Genomic DNA, 17,690 nt, shown 5'->3' on the forward strand with positions numbered 1-17,690 from the left:
TATGTGGCGACACCTCATATTCGGGCTAGCAGTCTTGGCTGGAATACAGAATGCGCAGGCGACCATCGTCAGTACATCACTGGGTCACGCGGGGCAAGCATTGATGCGAAAAGGGCAATGGTATCATTTTCGTCTGGGAGAGCTTCCCCTCGGGGATCTCGGTGAGGTGGGTATACTCAGTTGGCAAATTAACAGCTTACAGCCTTGGCCACAGCCACCGTTGATTTTGCTCTGTCGTGATAGTCAGTGTCAACGTTTGAACTCGGTAGCTGGCCGAACCCAGCGATTCGTAGGCTGGAAGAGTCAAGGAGTATGGTATATGCGTATTCAATTAGCGGGGATTGGCGCACAGCATCCGCCTATTCAGCTTAATGGGCTTCATCTTACGGTTAATTATCGGGTAGAGGCAAGTCAGCACCGTCTTATTGTCGTAGACGAAGGGAATAAAGAGAACCCTGTTGGTGGGAAGTCCCCCCAACAGGTTAAGATTGATTAACAAGATGAGGGGACTACATCCGCTTGATGGTCTCAATTCCCAGTAAATCTAAACCGGTTTGTAATGTTCTGGCGGTCAATGCCGCAAGTTTTAAACGAGACTGACGGCTACTCTCGTCCTGAGCGGTCAATACCGGGCAGTGCTCATAGAAACTTGAGAAGAGTACCGCAACATCATACAAGTAGGCACAAAGAACGTGAGGGGTACCTTCGCGAGCGACTTGGTGTAACGTCTCTTCAAATTGCAGTAAACGTGTAGCGAGTGCCGCCTCGCGAGATTCTGTCAGTGCCAGAGGTCCTTGCAGGGATTGTTCATCAATGCCTGCTTTACGAAAAATGGACAGCACCCGGGTATAGGCATACTGTAAATAAGGGGCCGTATTTCCCTCAAATGACAGCATATTGTCCCAGTCAAACACATAATCGGTTGTGCGGTTTTTGGAAAGGTCAGCATATTTTACCGCACCAATACCAATCACTTCGGCAAGACGATTTAAGGTTTGAGTATCCATTTCTGGATTTTTTTCTTTAACTAGTGTTAGTGCGCGTTCGTGAGCTTCATCTAATAAATCCGCTAAACGAATAGTTCCCCCTGCCCGGGTCTTAAAGGGGCGACCATCTTTGCCTAACATCATCCCGAACATATGGTGCTCGAGTGGAACGGACTCCGGTACATAGCCAGCTTTACGTACAATCGTCCAGGCTTGCATTAAGTGTTGATGTTGACGTGAATCAATATAATAGATCACACGTTCGGCCTTTAAGGTTTCGTAACGGTATTTTGCACAGGCAATATCTGTGGTGGTGTAAAGATAGCCACCATCTTTCTTCTGAATGATGACCCCCATTGGTTCACCTTCTTTATTGGTGAACTCATCAAGGAAAACTACCGTGGCGCCTTCGCTCTCGACGGCGAGTCCTTTCTGTTTGAGGTCGGCAACAATACCCGGGAGCATGCTGTTATATAAACTCTCGCCCATAACATTATCTGCCGTTAAGCTGACGTTTAGACGATCATAGTTGCGTTGGTTCTGCTCCATGGTGATATCCACCAATTTACGCCACATGGTTAGGCAATATTCGTCACCGCTTTGCAATTTCACCACATAGCTACGTGCACGGGCAGCGAAATCGTCATCTTCGTCGTACGCAATTTTTGCTGCGCGGTAGAAGGCTTCAAAATCTTGTAAAGCAATATCCGCCGAGTGGTCAGCTTGTTGTTGCTCAAGATAGGCGATCAACATTCCAAACTGTGTTCCCCAGTCACCTAAATGGTTAGCACGGATAACCTTATGTCCGAGTTTTTCAAGGGTACGTACCGTTGCATCACCGATAATAGTCGAACGTAAGTGACCGACGTGCATTTCTTTTGCCACGTTCGGCGCAGAATAATCGACGACGATGGTTTGCGGCGTTACAGGAGAAATATTCAGCTGTGGGGAGCCTAATGCCTGCTCGACTTCATGAGCAAGCCAATGTGGGTCAAGAAAAATATTGATAAAACCGGGGCCGGCAATTTCTGTTTTACTGGCAATACCGGTTAGCGCTAAATGTTCGACGACCTTTTCTGCGAGCTGACGCGGAGGCATACCTAGTCGTTTTGCTGCGGCCATAATCCCATTAGCTTGGTAGTCACCAAATTGAGGTTTAGCAGATTGACGGATGAGGGGTTCGCTGTCGGCCGGAGCGCCGGCCGCAAACATTGCCTGACTAACTTTGTCGCACAGAAGAGCCTGAATATTCACCGGTTTACCTTTATCAATAAAGTGTGTGGTGTCCCACACAACATAAGATGCTATGGCATCAATACGTAATAAGTTTTAATGACCGAGCAGTATACGTAAAAAAGCGTAACGCGTCAGCTTACATCTGCATTTGTCATTGAGAGTGATTGAAATTAATCGGCTTTCGACTTTACAGGCAAGCCGCAGAGGGCGAAAATGGCGAGATACTGAATCACGGCCATAGAGCATTATGCACACACTGTTTACCGCACTTCCTGAATTAGCAGACGATCTGTCCCGTTTTGAACAAGCCCTGACGACTTTTACTGAGCAGCTTGGGTTAAATCTTGCACCATTAAGCATTGACCATATTTCGTTACGTTGTCACCAAGAGCGCACAGCAGAATGCTGGGCAGCGCAGCTCGCACAGCATGGAACGTGTTTTTCCGATGCTATCATTGGTGGACGGCCTATTCATTTATATCGTCTTTATCAGCCGTTAAAGTTATTGGGTCATTCTATCGAGATTGTTGAACTGCCTTGGCCAGGCGAAAAACGCTATCGTCATGAGGGCTGGGAACATATTGAGGTGGTGTTACCGGGCTCTCCAGCGCTTCTTGGCCAACGGGCGATGTCGCTTATTGACGATAAAGGCTTGGTCATGCCAGGAATCAGTATCAAAACGCGTCGGCCTAAAACGCATCCCGGGGCATTGGATAACACCACACTGGCTATGACCAATGGCGATATTACGATCAAGTTTCATACTTGGCCTATCGATCTTGTCGTGGCTAGCGAACAGCGCGTTTCCTAAACTTTAGGCGGCATTGACCGCCTGCGTAAGACGGCTTAATGCAAGATCGAGCAAGGTGCGACTGCAGCCAAAATTAAACCGCATGGCTTGTGGATCCCCATAGGGCGCACCATCAGTAAACCCTAATCCATGATGTTCAAACCATTTGTGCGGGTCGGATTTGCCTAATGCAGAGACATCCATCCAAGCTAAAAAACCGGCTTCGGGGGTGATTAAGCGCAAAGCGGGTAATGTCGTCAGGTGTGCTGCCAAGTGATCACGGTTCGCACGCAGATAGTCGCGTTGTGCATTCAACCAGTCTGCACCTTCACGCCACGCAGCAAGGGTTGCTGTGACCCCTAAACAGTTGGGGACGGGCATCCGCAAGGCTATAGCTTGGCGCAAGGTTGTCCGGAGTTCAAGGTTAGGAATAATGGCTACTGCACAACCGAGTCCCGCAAGATTAAAGGCTTTCGCGGCAGAAAGCAGTGTAATTGAGCGTTGTTCGCATTCTGTCGATAAGGCGGCGAAAGGCGTATGCGACAGGCCCGGCTCGAGTAAGAGATCGGCATGAGTTTCATCGCTACATACCCATAAGTTATATTCGGTTGCGTAGGCGGCCAATTGCTCTAGTTCTTGTCGACGATGGCTCCGCCCTCCAGGATTATGAGGGTTACAAAGGAGAAAGAGCCTGTCTTGGTGGCTTAACGCCGGTAAGGGAGAGTGGAGAAGGTTAGTTTGGTCGAAAATAGGGTAAGGGATGTGACGTTGTTCTCGACCACTAGAGATGGCACTTTGAGTAAAAGGCGGATAGATCGGTGTGTGACAGATTGAGCGTTGTTCGGTAGAAAGTAAACATTGTTGCAGTAACGAGAAGAACGGTTTAATGCCAGATAACGGGACAACCCAATCTGGGTCGATCGTCCAGTGATACTGTTTACTTACCCAATCTGCCGTGACGTTGGCGAGTGCGCCTTGGTCATGCGCATAGCCAAACACACCATGTGCGACACGTGCTTGCAATGCCTGCTGAATGGAAGGGGCAACACGAAAGTCGGTATCGGCCACCCAGAGTGGGATGATATCTTGATCCCGATATTTGAGCCATTTTTCACTATCAGTGTGATACCGCTCGACTCTTTCGTCAAAATTGAATGACATTCAAACTCCATGCAGGTATGTAAGGAGAGGCGCTATTTACGATAGCATAACCATGTGGTCTGACAAAGGAATCGACTATGCCGACATTAGAAATATGCTGCTATGGCTTGGATTGTGCACTATCGGCCGCTCAAGCTGGTGCTGATCGTCTTGAACTTTGTGCCGCACCTCAAGAGGGGGGCTTAACCACTTCGTTAGGGACCTTGCGTGAAGTACGATCACGCATTCATATTCCCGTTCATCCTATTGTGCGGCCTCGCAGTGGTGACTTTTGTTACAGTGACAATGAATTTAAAATCATGCTTTCTGACATTGCTCAAATCCGTGATATGGGGTTTCCTGGCGTGGTGACAGGTATTTTGTGCCCAGAAGGGTTATTGGATAAAGCAAGAATGCAAAAAATGATGACTGTCGCAAAAGGTATGGCCGTCACTTTTCATCGTGCTTTCGATCTTTGTAGTAATCCACATCGTACTTATCATGAGCTGGCCGATCTCGGGGTGGCACGAATACTCACCTCCGGACAACAGCAGTCTGCAGAGGCTGGTTTACCTTTATTACAGGAATTAAATGCGATCGGTACTGGGCCAATTATTATGGCCGGTGCGGGGGTACGTTTATCTAATCTCCCCAAATTCCTGGAGGCAGGGATTAAGGAAGTGCACAGCTCAGCGAGTCGGCAAGTGCCCTCCGCGATGAATTACTGCAAAGCGGGCGTATCAATGTGCTCCGATAAAGTGGCCGATGAGTATTTACGCACTGAGGTTGACCCAACGGTCGTTGAAGCAATGCAGACGTTAATCCGTTTACAGCGTGATGCTCAGCCAACAATTCTCACCGAGCACCACTTTGGTCATTTAGACCACCTCTCCGGGTTTACGAGCAATTAACACTGCTCGTAAAGGCGCGTGATAACCTTCGACAGTCAGCTCTGGGTTTTCAGGATCTAAAAACTCGGCAAGCGACTCACTCGTCATCCAAGAAGTACGTCGCTGTTCGGTGACAGGTGTCACCGCTTGATCGACGATGCGTACATCAACAAATCCGGTTTTTTCCAACCAACTTTTCAACGCAAGTGCTGAGGGCAGGAAGTAGACATTACGCATTTGTGCATAACGTTCACCCGGAACGAGTACTTGATGCTCATCACCATCAGTGACAAGTGTTTCTAATACCAATTCCCCGCCATTCACTAACTGATTCTTCAATTGCATTAAATGATCGAGCGGAGAGCGTCGGTGGTAGAGCACACCCATTGAAAAAACCGTATCGAAGGCTTCGGAGGTGGGCAGTTGTTCAATCCCTAATGGCAGCAGATGGGCTTGTTGTGAATTACCCAATAGTTTACGCACGGCTTCAAACTGACAGAGGAAGAGCTGCATAGGGTCAATCCCAACGACCATTTTCGCCCCTTGACCAATCATCCGCCACATATGGTAACCACTGCCGCAACCAACATCTAACACTAATCGGTCTTTAAGAGGGCTAATATGAGGTAGCACACGATCCCATTTCCAATCCGAACGCCATTCAGTGTCGATATGAGTGCCATAGAGATAATAAGGGCCTTTACGCCAAGGCATCAATTGACGAAGCAGTGACTCAATACCTTGTCGCTGGCGGGGAGTAAGGTCGGGATGCTCAGCATAAACCCGCTCGACCAAGTCGAGTGTAGTGGGTGTTAAAGCGGGTAAATATTGAATGGCCTTATGCCATTGACGGAAATGACCATGTAGGTTTTCACGTTGCCACTGTGCTAGCTGTGCAGGGATCACTTCTAACCACGAGGCGAGTGGGCCTGTAGCAATTTGTTGGTAAAAATTTCCAAAATCTATCATTTGATGGCCACTAACGATCCAAAATTAAAACATTGAAACCAGAGTTCTGCGTGCGAGAAACCGACATCCCGTAAGCGTTGTTGATGAGTACTGACCGTGTCTGTCAGCATCACGTTTTCGAGCATACTGCGTTTTTGGCTAATCTCTAGTTCGCTATATCCATTCGCGCGTTTAAAGTCTAAATGCATATCAAACAGCAATTCGCCCATCTGCTGATCGGCGAAACTGAACTTTTCTGAGAGTACTAATGCGCCGCCAGGACGTAATCCGTGCCAGATTTTTTCCAGCAGGGCAGTACGTTGTGCTGGGGGAATAAACTGTAGCGTAAAATTTAGAACGACAAGGGAGGCGTTGTCGATATCGATATGTTGAATATCGGCTTCGATAACCTGTACCGGAGTTTGGGCCCGAAACGCATCGATATGTCGGCGACAGCGTTCAACCATCGCGGGAGAGTTATCGACAGCAATGATTTCACAGCCATCGACCGTAATATTTCGTCGCACCGAGAGCGTTGCTGCACCCAGCGAGCAGCCGAGATCGTAAACGCGGCTATTTTCCGTGACAAAACGGCCCGCTAACATGCCAATCATCGAGATGATGTTGGAGTAACCAGGGACTGAGCGCTGGATCATATCTGGAAAGACTTCAGCTACTCGTTCATCAAAAGTCCAATCGCCCAATTTTTCAATTGGCGCGGAAAATAAACTATCGCGGTGTGACATAACGGAGTTCGATAACCTTGCTGTAAAAGAGATATTGTCGCAGAAACTATGCAGCTGCGCATCAATAAGACCGATTTTTAACAATTTTCGATAATCAAAAGGGTTAATTGCACAGATATCGAGCGCTATTACACTCAGAGACTTATCCTTGACATTATTTTTCAGTATAATGCGAGCCATTTTGCAGCAACATCGCCAGGTAGCAGGTACCCAACGTTAAATGCCTGCCGGGCCCAAAAGGATAATCAATGCGTACACTATATTGCGGACAACTTAATGTGTCCCACATCGGTCAACAAGTGACTCTCAGCGGTTGGGTGAATCGTCGTCGCGACCTCGGGAGCTTAATTTTCATCGATATGCGTGATCGCGAAGGGATTGTTCAGGTCTTTTTTGATCCGGATGAACAACAGGCATTCCAGCGTGCAGCTGAGTTACGTAATGAGTTTTGTATTCAGGTTACCGGTAAAGTGCGTGCCCGCGATGAGCGTAACAAGAATGCCGAGATGGCGACCGGAGAGGTTGAGGTATTCGCAACGGAGTTAACGATTATCAACCGTTCTGAACCGTTGCCGCTCGATAGTAATCATGTTAATAGCGAAGAAGCCCGCCTTAAATACCGTTACTTAGATTTACGTCGCCCTGAAGTCGCGGCACGTTTCAAAACACGCGCGAAAATTACCGCTTTTGTTCGTCGTTTTATGGAAGAGAATGAGTTTCTCGATATTGAAACGCCGATGCTGACCAAAGCAACGCCAGAAGGCGCTCGGGACTACTTGGTGCCAAGCCGAGTAAATAAAGGCGAGTTTTATGCATTACCGCAATCGCCACAGCTCTTTAAACAGCTTTTAATGGTCTCAGGCTTTGACCGTTATTATCAAATCGTTAAGTGTTTCCGTGACGAAGACTTACGTGCAGATCGTCAGCCAGAATTTACACAAATCGATGTTGAAACCTCGTTTATGACCGCCCCTCAAGTGCGTGAGATCATGGAACGCCTGATTCGTGAGTTATGGTTAACTATCAAAGGGATTGATCTCGGTGAGTTTCCACAGATGACGTGGGCAGAAGCGATGCGTCGTTTCGGTTCCGATAAGCCGGATTTACGTAACCCTATGGAGCTGGTGGATGTTGCCGATTTACTGAAGAACGTGGAGTTTCAGGTATTTTCAGGTCCAGCCAACGATACAAAAGGACGTGTCGCAGTATTACGCGTTCCTGGTGGGGCGCAACTGACGCGTAAGCAACTGGATGATTATACTAAATTCGTCGGTTTATATGGCGCGAAGGGCATGGCATGGATGAAGGTCAACCAGCGTGACGCTGGACTGGACGGCGTGCAGAGCCCAGTAGCGAAATTCCTCACGGCTGACATTATCGAGCAGTTGTTGGAAAGAACAAACGCGCAATCAGGCGATATTTTACTGTTCGGTGCAGACCAGGCGAATGTGGTAGCGGATGCGATGGGCGCATTACGTCTTAAAATCGGCCGTGAATTAGCGCTGACCGATGAAAGTCGCTGGGCACCGCTGTGGGTCGTTGATTTCCCTATGTTTGAGCAAGACGAAGAAGGGCGTTTAGCTGCCATGCACCATCCTTTTACCGCTCCTCGCGACCTTACGCCAACCGAGTTAAGTGCTGCACCGAGCGATGCCATTGCGAATGCCTATGATATGGTTATCAACGGCTATGAAGTCGGTGGCGGTTCCGTGCGTATCCACACTAGCGATATGCAACAAGCCGTATTCAGTATCTTAGGGATCAGCGCTGATGAGCAGCAAGAGAAATTTGGCTTCTTACTCGATGCATTAAAATACGGTGCGCCACCGCACGCAGGCCTCGCGTTCGGTTTAGACCGTTTAACTATGTTGCTGACGGGTACGGATAATATCCGTGATGTGATTGCTTTCCCGAAAACGACGGCAGCTGCATGTTTAATGACTGATGCGCCAAGCGAAGCTAATCCGAGCGCCCTGCAAGAGTTGGCACTCCAGGTCGTCAAAAAAGTTAAGACTGAGTCGGCGTAATGACTTACAAGCACCCGGTTTCAGTGTTAGTGGTGATCTATGCGAGAAACACTAAGCGGGTGCTATTGCTACAGCGGCAAGATGATGCGCAGTTTTGGCAATCGGTCACGGGTAGCCTAGAGCAAGGAGAGTTGCCTTCGCAAGCCGCGCTTCGCGAAGTGCAAGAGGAGACCGGGTTTATTTATGATCCGGCCCATGATTGCTTTATCGATTGCCAGACGCAGATTACCTTTGAAATTTTTGAACAGTATCGCCACCGTTATGCGCCGGGTGTGACACAAAACCAAGAACATTGGTTTAGTTGGGGGCTTGAGAGCGAAAAAATGCCGCATCTCACCGAACACACGGCTGCACAGTGGCTTCCTTGGCAACAGGCTGCGGCGTTAACTAAATCGTGGAGTAATCGCCAAGCCATCGAACAACTGTTCGCCGAGTGATCATTCGATTGGAATACGCAACCCGCGTGTTCTGTTTACCATTATTTGTTTGAGAGAAGAAGATTATGGCTGGACATAGTAAGTGGGCGAATACGAAACACCGTAAAGCGGCACAAGACGCCAAACGTGGGAAAATTTTTACTAAAATTATTCGTGAGCTTGTCACGGCAGCAAAATTAGGCGGTGGCGATCCAAGCTCTAACCCTCGCTTACGTGCGGCAATGGATAAAGCCTTATCGAATAACATGACCCGCGATACTATGGATCGTGCTATCGCACGGGGTGTCGGCGGCGATGATAACTCCAATATGGAAACTATCATCTATGAAGGCTACGGTCCCGGCGGCAGCGCTATCATGATCGAATGTTTAAGTGATAACCGTAACCGTACTGTGTCAGAAGTGCGTCATGCTTTCACTAAGACTGGGGGTAATCTTGGCACCGATGGTTCAGTCGCTTATCTCTTTAGCCGTAAAGGCGTGATTGCTTACGCGCCAGGTCAAGACGAGGATGCGCTGATGGAAGCGGCACTCGAAGCGGGTGCGGAAGATGTCATGACCTATGATGATGGCGCGATCGATGTCTTTACTGCATGGGAAGAACTTGGGGCGGTCAAAGATGCCTTGATTGCTGCAGGACTGACGCCTGATGAAGCAGAAGTCACGATGATCCCTTCGACAAAAGCCGAGATGGATAGTGAAACGGCACCCAAGCTGTTACGGCTGATTGATATGCTTGAAGATTGTGATGATGTACAAGAAGTTTACCATAATGGTGAAATTTCCGACGAAGTCGCCGAGACCTTATAGGTGATATTCACACGTGTAAGTCGACGCTTATGGCAATAATCCTCGGTATTGATCCGGGATCTCGGGTGACCGGATACGGCGTAATACGCCAAGTCGGTCGTCAACTGACTTATTTGGGTAGCGGTTGTATTCGTACGAACACAACCGCTTTACCTGAGCGTCTGCGGCTAATTTATGCCGGCGTGAGTGAAATCATTACCCAATTTTCGCCCGACTATTTTGCTATTGAGCAAGTCTTTATGGCCAAGAATGCCGACTCTGCGTTAAAGCTCGGGCAGGCAAGAGGAGCGGCAATTGTCGCAGCAGTCAATCAAACCTTACCGGTTTTTGAATATGCAGCGCGACAAGTGAAACAAACCGTCACCGGCACGGGGGCGGCGGATAAAGCCCAAGTTCAGCATATGGTACGTACACTACTCAAACTTCCGGCTAACCCACAAGCCGATGCTGCGGATGCGTTAGCCATTGCAATTACCCATTGTCATATTAGCCAAAACGCGTTGAGTATTTCCGATAAGGCACTGGTGCTGACTCGTGGGCGATTACGCTAAAACAAGCGTAGGGCTGGATATTCATCCAGCCTTTTTTATGGTATAAACGCAGCATTGACTGTCGCTAACGCATTGAAAAGGGTATTTGTATGATCGGACGTCTTAATGGAATCATTATAGAGAAACAGCCACCGCTGGTGCTACTGGAAGTGGGTGGTGTCGGTTATGAAGTGCATATGCCGATGACGTGCTTCTACGAACTCCCCGAAAAAGACCATTCCGCTATTATTTTTACCCACTTCGTAGTGCGGGAAGACGCCCAGCTCCTCTTTGGCTTTAATCATAAACAAGAGCGCACATTGTTTCGCGAATTGATTAAGGTTAACGGTGTCGGCCCTAAATTAGCGTTAGCGATTCTTTCTGGTATGTCAGCCCAACAGTTTGTCAATGCGGTAGAGCATCAAGAAATTGCTGCGCTAGTGAAGCTGCCGGGGGTGGGCAAGAAAACCGCCGAACGTTTGGTGGTGGAAATGAAGGATCGCTTCAAAGGAATGCACGGCGAGTTATTCAACACCGAAAGCGAGTTTACCCTCACAGCGCCTGAGTCTGATCAGGTATCGAGTAACGACGCCGAGGCAGAAGCAGTTGCGGCGCTTGTTGCGCTCGGTTATAAGCCACAAGAAGCCTCAAGAATGGTGAGTAAAATCGCAAAAACGGGTGCTGACAGTGAAACCTTAATTCGTGACGCCTTGCGCGCGTCGCTATAAGGACCATTATGATTGAAGCGGATCGCCTAGTCTCTGCAGAAGTGACTCATGAAGAAGAGCGTTTTGACCGTGCCTTACGCCCGCGTCTACTGGATGAGTATGTGGGCCAACCCCATGTGCGCGAACAGATGGAGATTTTTATCCGTGCGGCTAAAATGCGAGGCGATGCCCTCGATCACCTGTTGATTTTTGGCCCTCCAGGCTTAGGAAAAACTACCCTAGCGAACATCGTGGCGAATGAGATGGGGGTAAACCTGCGCACCACATCGGGTCCAGTATTGGAGAAAGCGGGGGATCTCGCCGCCATGCTCACCAACCTCGAACCCCATGATGTGCTCTTCATCGATGAAATTCACCGCTTATCACCGGTGGTAGAGGAAGTTCTCTACCCGGCGATGGAAGATTATCAGCTCGACATCATGATTGGCGAAGGACCTGCGGCTCGTTCGATAAAAATCGACTTACCTCCCTTTACGCTGATTGGCGCTACCACGCGTGCAGGGTCGCTGACCTCGCCGCTACGCGATCGTTTCGGCATCGTACAACGGCTAGAGTTTTATCAAGTGGCTGATCTACAATCCATCGTGAAACGTGCGGCAGAGTGTCTGGGGTTAGCGCTGAGTGAAGAGGGTGCGCTAGAGATTGCGCGTCGCGCGCGCGGCACGCCACGGATTGCCAATCGTTTACTGCGCCGAGTCCGTGACTTTGCCGAAGTCAAAGCAGCGGGAGATATGAGCGGTAAAGTGACCGCGAGCGCGCTAGATTTATTAAACGTAGACAGCGAGGGCTTTGACTATATGGATCGTAAGCTATTGCTCGCGATTATCGATAAGTTTAGTGGCGGCCCCGTTGGTTTAGATAACCTTGCGGCGGCGATTGGCGAAGAGCGGGAAACGATTGAAGATGTGATTGAACCTTATCTTATCCAACAGGGTTTTATCCAGCGCACGCCGCGAGGACGATTGGCAACGCAGCACGCATATCAGCATTTCAATTTAATCGATCAATTTAGTAAATAATAACGATTAGATCATTGCATGTTAAGAAGAGGCATCCTAGTGGGGGCCTCTTTTCTTTTTATAGGGCTATAGCTGCAAGGCCAAGGGTAGAGGGCCTTTATCGTCGTTCGTAGAATAAGAAGCGTGGATGGGGATGATTTATCGCCTCGGGTTACCCGAGGCGATAATCTTATTGCGCCAATTTTTTTAAGCCACTAAGGATAAACAGCACACTGGCGGTGAGGACGACAGAGGGGCCTGCGGGAGTATCGTAGTATGCGGAGAAGGTGAGTCCACCTGTAACCGCCACCATACCAATCAGCGTAGCGAAAAATGCCATTTGTTCAGGGGAGCGGGCGAAGCGTCGTGCGGTTGCCGCGGGGATGATCAGCAGTGAGGTGATGATGAGTGCACCGACAAACTTCATCGATACGCCGATGGTCAGCGCGGTCATTAGCATTAACAGCATTCTGGTTCTCGGCAGATTAACCCCGTCTACCTGAGCTAGTTCAGGGCTAACGGTCATTGAGAGGAGTGATCGCCATTGAGAGAGTAATACGGTGAGTACAATCACTACTCCACCGGCCATCATCCATAAGTCTGCAGGCATCACCGATAAGAGATCACCAAATAAATAGGCCATCAGGTCGACACGAACGTTGGACATCAGGCTGACCACCACCAGCCCTAATGAGAGAGCGCTATGTGCCATGATCCCAAGAAGGGTATCAATGGCAAGGTGGGGACGATGTTCGAGGATGACCAACAAAATGGCGAGGATTAAAGTGACGGCAATCACTGCGTACCAAGGGTTAACATGTAAAAGTAACCCGAAAGCCACCCCGAGTAATGAGGCGTGAGCGAGTGTATCCCCAAAATATGACATCTTGCGCCATACAACAAAAGCCCCGAGAGGTCCGGCAGTAAGGCTCAATAAGATCCCGCCCAGCCAGCCTGGCAGTAACAGTTCAATCATTGGATCTCATTCTCCTTGCGCAACACAATTCGTCCTTTTAGGTCGTGTCGGTGATTATGGTGATGACGATAAATAGCCAGTTGTTCAGACGCTCGCGTACCAAACATGGCGGTAAATTCAGGATGTTGAGAAACCACTTCCGGCGGCCCTGAGCAGCAAACGTGATGATTAAGGCAGAGTACATCATCGGTTTTTGCCATCACTAAGTGCAGATCATGTGAGACCATCAACACTGCACAACCTAATTCATGACGCAGTTGGTTGATTAAATCATAGAGAGCGACTTGGCCATTGACATCAACACCTTGTGTGGGTTCATCAAGCACTAAGAGCTCAGGTTTTCCCAGTAAAGCCCGTGCCAATAACACGCGTTGCATTTCCCCCCCAGACAGTTTTTGCATGGCAGAAAGGCGAAGATGATCGGCGTTAACACGTTGCAAGGCAGCGTGAATATCCACATGTTTCGCTTGTCGAGCGAGGCGCAAAAATCGCTCGACATTGAGGGGTAACGTAATATCGAGGTGGAGCTTCTGTGGTACGTAACCAATCCGCAGCCCTGATTTTTTCTCGATGGTTCCCTGAGTCGGCGTAACCAGACCGAGTATCAGTCTTACAAGCGTTGATTTTCCCGCACCATTAGGGCCGAGCAACGTCAGTATTCTACCGGGCGTCAGCGTTAAGGAAATATTTTGTAAGACCTGTTTTTGACCGAATGCAACATCGATATTTTGCAAAGCCACGAGGTTCGATGACATGGTTAATCAGTTTTCATTTCAAAAGGAGATGTTATATTATCACATAATCCCTTTGAGTTTTATAGATGAGATAAGCGTAATGATGAAAAGAAAAGGCCATTTACCGAAAATAATAGCGGGCATTGCCATGATAGTTGGTGTGAACAGTGCCTCACAGGCCGATGTCGTGACATCAATTAAACCCTTAGGCTTTATTGCCGCCGCAATTGCGCAGGGAGTGACCCCGGTAAAAGTGGTGTTGCCTGATGGTGCTTCTGAACATGATTACGCCTTACGCCCCTCAGATGTACGTTTGATCCAGAAGGCAGATTTATTGGTATGGGTGGGTCCGGAGATGGAATCTTTTATTACGCGCAGTGCTTCACAACTGCCGATAAACAAAAATCTTGAGCTTACGGCTTTACCTGCTATTCATTCTCATCTAGTAGGAGAGATTGAAGATGATCACGATCACGATTTGAGTGATAGAGATACGCTATCATCTTCAAATTCTACTGATCGGGAACAGTCTGATAGCCATTCTCATCAAGGAACTTATAATATGCACATCTGGCTGTCTCCAGAGATGGCCTTATTGAGTGCAACGGCGATTCATGATCGCTTGGTACAATCCATGCCAGCAGAAAAGGCCAAACTCGACCGTAATTTATCGCAGTTTACAGTAAATCTGGAACATGCCGATAAAGAGATACGTCAGCAGCTTATGACAGTGAAAGATAAAAGATATTATGTTTTTCATGATGCTTATACCTATTTTGAGCAACACTATGGATTGTCCCCGTTAGGCTACTTTACAGTGAATCCTGAAATTCAGCCCGGCGCACAGAAATTACACGAAATAAGAACACAGTTGACTGAGCATAACGCGCAGTGCGTTTTTGCTGAGCCACAATTCAGACCTGCGGTGATTGATGCTGTCTCTCGAGGAACCCAAGTTAAAAAAGGAACACTTGACCCATTGGGAACCAATATCAGTCTCTCTCAAGATAGTTATGTGAAATTTCTTTTACAGCTGTCGAGCCAATATTTGAGCTGTCTGAAACCAATGAACTAACAAGGATATTTTACAGTGCAACAGATTGCTCGTTCTGTCGCTCTTGCGCTTAACACATTACCTCGCCCCCATCGTTTTATGTTGGGGTCATTGACGGCGATGACCCTTGCTGTTGCACTTTGCCAACCGCTCATCTCTCATCAGGAAGATGATAGACAGGCTGTTATTCGACAAATAGAGGTGCAGGGCATACCGCATTTTACTGATAGTGATGCGACCGAACCCGATGACCAGACCACGCCTTTACCCGACGAAGATCTCTCTGCTGATCAGAAGGACGTTGAGAGTGTGCAATATGCGAAGGAATATACCGTTGCCGCCGGCGATACGCTAAGCAGCATTCTCAATCAATATGGTATCGACCTTTCTAACATCAATGCGCTGGTGGGGAGTGATGGCGCTCTTCGCAATCTGAATATTGGACAAAGCCTTAATTGGCAAGTGAATGCTGAGGGTGAATTAGACACCTTGGATTGGGAAATTTCACGACGGGAAACACGCCATTATGTTCGTCGTCCTAATGGCACTTACAGCATGGAAAAGCGACTGCAACAGGGCGAGTGGCAAGATCAGACGCTTAAGGGCATTGTGCAAGGGAGTTTTGCGAACAGTGCACAACGTGCCGGTCTATCCTCGAATGAGATAGCTTCCGTGATTAAAGCCTTACAATGGCAAATGGACTTTCGTAAATTACGCAGTGGCGATAAGTTTAGTGCTATTTTTTCGCGCGAAGTGCTACAGGGAAAACGTATGCAGAGCCAACTACAGGCTGTGCGGGTTCGCTCGGGGGGTAAGGACTATTATGCTTTTCGGGCGCAAGACGGCAAGTTTTATGATCAATATGCTTCGGGACTGGCTAAAGGGTTTCTGCGCTATCCGACAGTGAAAACATTTAGGGTCTCTTCAAACTTCAATCCGCGCCGAGTTAATCCGGTTACTGGACGTATCACACCACACCGAGGCGTTGATTTTGCCGTCCCTATTGGGACGCCGGTATTGGCTGTAGGAGACGGTGAAGTGGTGGTGGCTAATAATATTGAGGGAGCGGCTGGCAAATATGTTGCGATCCGCCACGGTCGCCAATATACAACGCGTTATATGCATTTAAGCCGTTTATTGGTTAAGCCCGGTCAAAAAGTAAAAAGAGGCGATCGCATTGCTCTGTCAGGTAATACTGGACGTTCAACCGGACCCCACTTGCACTTTGAGATCTGGATTAATAATCAAGCGGTTAACCCCTTAACGGCAAAATTACCACGTATGGAAGGCCTAGCAGGGAAAGAGCGTAAGGATTACCTTGCACAAGTAAAAATATGGCAGGGTCAGTTAACGTTTTGACGACGTTTCTTTGGGGTAGGCGTTGAGCTTGCTCCTAAGGCTACTGTTGAAAATTATGTATAGAGCTCATTTAGTTAGTAAAAGTTTATTGCAAATCTATTGCTCATCACTATTATTAGCCTCTTCTATTATGAGGCGAGTGCATGACTAAAGAAACACGTAACCATTCTGAATTTATTCCCGTTTTTAAACGATCCTTTCTCAAACCTCAATTTTGGGGGAAATGGGCGGCGGTCGGTATTGCGGGTGCTTTAGCCTATGTGCCCGCTGCACTTCGCGATCCGCTATTAGGTGCACTGGGTAAGTGGGTCGGTCAGCTTGCAAAAGGGGCACGGCGGCGTTCGCAAATTAATCTTCACTACTGTTTTCCTGAGATCTCGCTTAGCGCGCGTGAAGCCATTATTGATGAAATGTTTGCGACGGCCCCGCAAGCGATGGTGCTGATGGCAGAATTAGCATTACGTAATCCACAGCGTGTACAGCAAAAAGTGATGTGGCACGGTAAAGATATCATTGAGCAGCTACAACATTCTGGCGAAAATGTTATTTTTCTAGTGCCTCATGGTTGGGCGGTCGATATTCCAGCGATGTTATTAGCCTCTGAAGGTCAAAAAATGGCGGCGATGTTCCATAATCAAAAAGATCCTTTAATGGACTATATCTGGAACCGTCTACGTCGTCGTTTTGGCGGAAGGATGCACGCACGTAATGATGGCATTAAACCTTTCATTGCATCGGTCAGGCAAGGTTATTGGGGATACTATTTACCCGACCAAGATCACGGTGCCGAACATAGCGAATTTGTTGATTTTTTTGCTACCTACAAGGCGACGTTACCCGCTATTGGCCGTTTAATGAAGGTCTGTCGAGCGAGGGTTGTCCCTCTTTTTCCGGTGTATAACAGTACGCGTCATCAACTTGAAATTTTTGTACGCCCGCCTATGGATGATCTCACTACGGCTGATGATGCAACCATTGCACGGCGAATGAATGAAGAGGTTGAATTTTTTGTCGGGCCGAATCCAGAGCAGTACACTTGGATACTTGAACTGTTAAAAACACGAAAGTCTGGTGAGGAAAATCCTTACCGGCGTAAGGATCTATTTCCTTATAAGTAAAAATAGCCGCCTAAGCGGTAATGCCAGTCAGTTAAGCAACTGACTGGCTTTTTCCCTGTGCTTTTGGATACTTCCGGGGTCTCTCCTTTACCACTCTTGGGAAGGCTCTTTCTCTTCTTATCGGCAGCTTCACCATCTGCGCCATACTCTCCAGATTACGCAGCAGTTCTGGGATCCGGCCCGG

Annotated in this window: 18 protein-coding genes and 1 pseudogene; 12 read left to right on the top strand and 7 right to left on the bottom strand. The window is 48.2% G+C overall.

The window, feature by feature from the left end; all coding sequences use genetic code 11:
• The first annotated feature begins 1 nt into the window (after nucleotide 1).
• Nucleotides 2-496, top strand: a complete 495-nt coding sequence (locus tag HGT73_RS12895) for a flagellar protein FlhE (protein ID WP_214215652.1) — start codon at nucleotides 2-4, stop codon at nucleotides 494-496.
• A 13-nt stretch (nucleotides 497-509) separates the two neighbouring features.
• On the opposite strand, the gene argS is transcribed toward HGT73_RS12895, so the two are convergent.
• Nucleotides 510-2,240, bottom strand: a complete 1,731-nt coding sequence (gene argS / locus HGT73_RS12900; RefSeq protein ID WP_214215654.1) for an arginine--tRNA ligase — start codon at nucleotides 2,238-2,240, stop codon at nucleotides 510-512.
• Between the two features lie 229 nt (nucleotides 2,241-2,469).
• On the opposite strand from argS, the gene HGT73_RS12905 reads away from it, so the two are divergent.
• A complete protein-coding gene (locus tag HGT73_RS12905) occupies nucleotides 2,470-3,033 on the top strand; it encodes a VOC family protein (RefSeq protein WP_214215655.1) in 564 nt (187 codons plus the stop codon).
• Nucleotides 3,034-3,036: 3 nt separating this feature from the next.
• Here the strand turns inward: HGT73_RS12905 and HGT73_RS12910 are convergent, their stop codons facing one another.
• Nucleotides 3,037-4,173 (bottom strand): MalY/PatB family protein, encoded by a 1,137-nt coding sequence (locus HGT73_RS12910; protein WP_214215657.1) that lies wholly within the window; start codon nucleotides 4,171-4,173, stop codon nucleotides 3,037-3,039.
• Nucleotides 4,174-4,250: 77 nt separating this feature from the next.
• Here HGT73_RS12910 and cutC point away from each other — a divergent pair, with 77 nt between their 5' ends.
• Nucleotides 4,251-5,063, top strand: a complete 813-nt coding sequence (cutC, locus tag HGT73_RS12915) for a copper homeostasis protein CutC (protein ID WP_214215659.1) — start codon at nucleotides 4,251-4,253, stop codon at nucleotides 5,061-5,063.
• Here the strand turns inward: cutC and cmoB are convergent.
• Both cmoB and cmoA read right to left on the bottom strand, forming a co-directional pair.
• The gene (gene cmoB / locus HGT73_RS12920) at nucleotides 5,031-6,011 is read right to left on the bottom strand and encodes a tRNA 5-methoxyuridine(34)/uridine 5-oxyacetic acid(34) synthase CmoB (protein WP_214215661.1); all 981 of its coding nucleotides are present in this window, start codon (nucleotides 6,009-6,011) and stop codon (nucleotides 5,031-5,033) included. The genes cutC and cmoB overlap by 33 nt on opposite strands.
• Entirely contained in the window at nucleotides 6,008-6,736 is a 729-nt protein-coding gene (gene cmoA, locus HGT73_RS12925) for a carboxy-S-adenosyl-L-methionine synthase CmoA (RefSeq protein WP_214215676.1), read from the bottom strand. The genes cmoB and cmoA overlap by 4 nt, the downstream gene beginning before the upstream one ends.
• A gap of 248 nt (nucleotides 6,737-6,984) precedes the next feature.
• Here cmoA and aspS point away from each other — a divergent pair, with 248 nt between their 5' ends.
• From aspS to ruvB, 6 genes are all read left to right on the top strand, one after another.
• Nucleotides 6,985-8,763: an aspartate--tRNA ligase gene (aspS, locus tag HGT73_RS12930; RefSeq protein ID WP_214215662.1), complete on the top strand. Its 1,779-nt coding sequence runs from the start codon at nucleotides 6,985-6,987 to the stop codon at nucleotides 8,761-8,763.
• The gene (gene nudB, locus HGT73_RS12935) at nucleotides 8,763-9,200 is read left to right on the top strand and encodes a dihydroneopterin triphosphate diphosphatase (protein ID WP_214215663.1); all 438 of its coding nucleotides are present in this window, start codon (nucleotides 8,763-8,765) and stop codon (nucleotides 9,198-9,200) included. Before aspS ends, nudB begins: the two co-directional genes overlap by 1 nt.
• Nucleotides 9,201-9,265: 65 nt before the next feature.
• Nucleotides 9,266-10,009, top strand: coding sequence for a YebC/PmpR family DNA-binding transcriptional regulator (locus HGT73_RS12940; protein ID WP_214215664.1), 744 nt, complete (start codon nucleotides 9,266-9,268; stop codon nucleotides 10,007-10,009).
• Between the two features lie 29 nt (nucleotides 10,010-10,038).
• On the top strand, nucleotides 10,039-10,560 hold the full coding sequence (gene ruvC, locus HGT73_RS12945; protein WP_214215665.1) for a crossover junction endodeoxyribonuclease RuvC: 522 nt from the start codon (nucleotides 10,039-10,041) through the stop codon (nucleotides 10,558-10,560).
• 89 nt (nucleotides 10,561-10,649) lie between these two features.
• The gene (gene ruvA / locus HGT73_RS12950; RefSeq protein WP_214215666.1) at nucleotides 10,650-11,267 is read left to right on the top strand and encodes a Holliday junction branch migration protein RuvA; all 618 of its coding nucleotides are present in this window, start codon (nucleotides 10,650-10,652) and stop codon (nucleotides 11,265-11,267) included.
• 8 nt (nucleotides 11,268-11,275) lie between these two features.
• Entirely contained in the window at nucleotides 11,276-12,286 is a 1,011-nt protein-coding gene (ruvB, locus tag HGT73_RS12955) for a Holliday junction branch migration DNA helicase RuvB (protein ID WP_214215667.1), read from the top strand.
• Nucleotides 12,287-12,455: 169 nt separating this feature from the next.
• Here the strand turns inward: ruvB and znuB are convergent, their stop codons facing one another.
• Nucleotides 12,456-13,241 (bottom strand): zinc ABC transporter permease subunit ZnuB, encoded by a 786-nt coding sequence (gene znuB / locus HGT73_RS12960; RefSeq protein WP_214215668.1) that lies wholly within the window; start codon nucleotides 13,239-13,241, stop codon nucleotides 12,456-12,458.
• Nucleotides 13,238-13,996: a zinc ABC transporter ATP-binding protein ZnuC gene (gene znuC / locus HGT73_RS12965; RefSeq protein ID WP_214215669.1), complete on the bottom strand. Its 759-nt coding sequence runs from the start codon at nucleotides 13,994-13,996 to the stop codon at nucleotides 13,238-13,240. Before znuC ends, znuB begins: the two co-directional genes overlap by 4 nt.
• A 79-nt stretch (nucleotides 13,997-14,075) precedes the next feature.
• Here znuC and znuA point away from each other — a divergent pair, with 79 nt between their 5' ends.
• The 3 genes from znuA (at nucleotide 14,076) to lpxM (ending at nucleotide 17,506) form a co-directional block, all read left to right on the top strand.
• Nucleotides 14,076-15,050 (top strand): zinc ABC transporter substrate-binding protein ZnuA, encoded by a 975-nt coding sequence (znuA, locus tag HGT73_RS12970; protein WP_214215670.1) that lies wholly within the window; start codon nucleotides 14,076-14,078, stop codon nucleotides 15,048-15,050.
• A gap of 15 nt (nucleotides 15,051-15,065) precedes the next feature.
• Entirely contained in the window at nucleotides 15,066-16,388 is a 1,323-nt protein-coding gene (gene mepM, locus HGT73_RS12975; RefSeq protein ID WP_214215671.1) for a murein DD-endopeptidase MepM, read from the top strand.
• Nucleotides 16,389-16,531: 143 nt separating this feature from the next.
• Complete coding sequence (gene lpxM, locus HGT73_RS12980) at nucleotides 16,532-17,506, top strand: lauroyl-Kdo(2)-lipid IV(A) myristoyltransferase (RefSeq protein WP_214215672.1); 975 nt, start codon at nucleotides 16,532-16,534, stop codon at nucleotides 17,504-17,506.
• A gap of 31 nt (nucleotides 17,507-17,537) precedes the next feature.
• On the opposite strand, the pseudogene HGT73_RS12985 reads toward lpxM, so the two are convergent.
• Nucleotides 17,538-17,690: pseudogene (locus HGT73_RS12985) on the bottom strand (IS4 family transposase); the annotation flags it as partial.

The sequence above is a fragment of the Rosenbergiella australiborealis genome, from assembly GCF_018494035.1.
In the GTDB taxonomy this organism is placed as follows: domain Bacteria; phylum Pseudomonadota; class Gammaproteobacteria; order Enterobacterales; family Enterobacteriaceae; genus Rosenbergiella; species Rosenbergiella australiborealis.